Origin of the sequence: Kordia sp., from assembly GCF_050633145.1 — a bacterium.
Taxonomy (GTDB): Bacteria; Bacteroidota; Bacteroidia; order Flavobacteriales; family Flavobacteriaceae; genus Kordia.
This window is the reverse complement of record NZ_JBOEFY010000032.1, coordinates 148-2,501: the sequence shown is the minus strand read 5'-3', so window position 1 is coordinate 2,501 and position 2,354 is coordinate 148. Positions and strand designations below refer to the sequence as shown.

At 40.3% G+C, this 2,354-nt stretch carries 2 rRNA genes (1 of these 2 running past the window's edge); both read right to left on the bottom strand.

The features are described from left to right. Window positions 1-25: 25 nt before the first annotated feature. A 5S ribosomal RNA gene (rrf, locus tag ACRBBL_RS16360) occupies window positions 26-135 on the bottom strand. 81 nt (window positions 136-216) lie between these two features. Next, window positions 217-2,354 (bottom strand): 23S ribosomal RNA (locus ACRBBL_RS16355) (its annotated part continues 147 nt past the right edge of the window); the annotation flags it as partial.

Below are 2,354 nucleotides of genomic sequence, written 5' to 3'. Positions count from 1 at the left end.
ACTACATAATAGTAAGGGTTTTAAAAAAAGGCGGCGACATACTCTCCCACATTTCTGCAGTACCATCTGCGCTAATGGGCTTAACTTCTCTGTTCGGAATGGTAAGAGGTGAGCCCCATTGCTATAACCACCTTAAATCGTTCAGTGCTAATGCACCGTATAAGGTAACATATTGAGATAAAATAGATTTTTTTGAACACAAAATAATAAGAAGCCGTACATAAGCCTACGGGTAATTAGTACTACTCGGCTATGACATTACTGCCTTTACACCTGTAGCCTATCAACGTGGTAATCTCCCACGACCCTTTAAAGAAATCTCATCTTGTGGTGGGTTTCGCGCTTATATGCTTTCAGCGCTTATCCCTTCCCAACGTAGCTACTCTGCAATGCTCCTGGCGGAACAACAGATACACCAGAGGTTAGTCCAACTCGGTCCTCTCGTACTAGAGTCAGATCCACGCAAATTTCTAACGCCCACAGCAGATAGAGACCGAACTGTCTCACGACGTTCTGAACCCAGCTCGCGTGCCACTTTAATGGGCGAACAGCCCAACCCTTGGGACCTTCTCCAGCCCCAGGATGTGACGAGCCGACATCGAGGTGCCAAACCCCCCCGTCGATGTGAGCTCTTGGGGGAGATCAGCCTGTTATCCCCGGAGTACCTTTTATCCTTTGAGCGATGGCCCTTCCATGCGGAACCACCGGATCACTATGCTCTTGTTTCCAACCTGATCGACCTGTATGTCTCTCAGTCAAGCACCCTTATGCCATTGCACTCTACGCACGGTTACCAAGCGTGCTGAGGGTACCTTTAGAAGCCTCCGTTACTCTTTTGGAGGCGACCACCCCAGTCAAACTACCCACCAAGCACTGTCCTCATTTCTGAGTTAGGCTCTAGACAAGCAAAGGGTGGTATTTCAAGGACGACTCCACAACGCCTAGCGACGCCGCTTCAAAGTCTCCCACCTATCCTACACATGACAAGCCTAATGCCACTGTAAAGCTATAGTAAAGGTTCATAGGGTCTTTCCGTCTAGCTGCGGGTATGAGGCATCTTCACCTCAACTTCAGTTTCGCCGAGTTCCACGTCGAGACAGTGCTCCAGTCGTTACGCCATTCATGCGGGTCAGAACTTACCTGACAAGGAATTTCGCTACCTTTGGACCGTTATGGTTACAGCCGCCGTTTACTGAGAATTATAAAACCTTTAAAAAACTATTAATTTTTCTGAATTTATTTCAACTTACAGTACCGGGCAGGTGTCAGACTCTATACATCATTTCACAATTTAGCAGAGTCCTGTGTTTTTATTAAACAGTTGCCGCCCCCACTTTTTTTTGCTTTTTTCTTACTTATCTAAAGAACAAATTAATCCTTTTTTTATAAAGTATAAATAAAAACAAGAATTAATCGGTAAGAGTACAAAATTCAAAAGATAATTTTTTGTAAAAATAAAGCTCTCCTTCTCCCTAAGTTACGGAGTAATTTTGCCGAGTTCCTTCAGTGTTGTTACCTCAAGCGCCTTAGTATACTCTACCTGTTAACCTGAGTCGGACTAAATACGGTTATAACTAATTATTATTAGTAACTAAAGTTTTTTCCCGGAGACTAAAAATAATACCATAATATTAGAAAATACCCAAATGTTGTTTATATGATATTTATTAAACATCCCTTCACTGTACCTAGTTAGTTAAGAAATATTAAATTTTTTCTTATTACCATCAAATAACGTTTTCACGATCTTCTTAGGGGCCGACTAAACCTACTTGGCTTATACACAAATAGGAAATCTATAACTTACGGCGATAATGTTTTGTTGGACACATTATTTTTCGTTACTCATGTTAGTATTCTCGCCTTTAAAATCTTGATTAACTTTCACAAGTTAACTTCTACAATTTATAAAGCGTTCTGCTATCTTTGCAATTATAAAAAAATACAAATTATGGCTTCAGTTTATAATTTAGACAGTATAAATTTTTAGAGTCTTTAAGCATAATGAATTCTTCTAGTGAGCTGTTACGCATTCTTTAAAAGATGGCTGCCTCTAGGCCAACTTGCTAGATGTTATAGCAAAAAAACCCCTTATCCACTAAAAAATAACTTGCTGACTTTAGCCTATAATAAGGGCTGTTTCCCTCTCGACAAGTAGGACCTTTTCATCCTATGTCTGTCTATTAAATTTTTTTTGAATGGTATTCATAGTTTGTCTAGAATCAGTAAAGCTTTTACGCCCCCATCATCCAGTCAGAGCTTTACCCCCAATAAAAATTTATTTAATGCTTTACCTAAATAAATTTCGCAGAAAACCAGCTATATCTAAGTTTGATTGGCCTTTCACCCCTAAC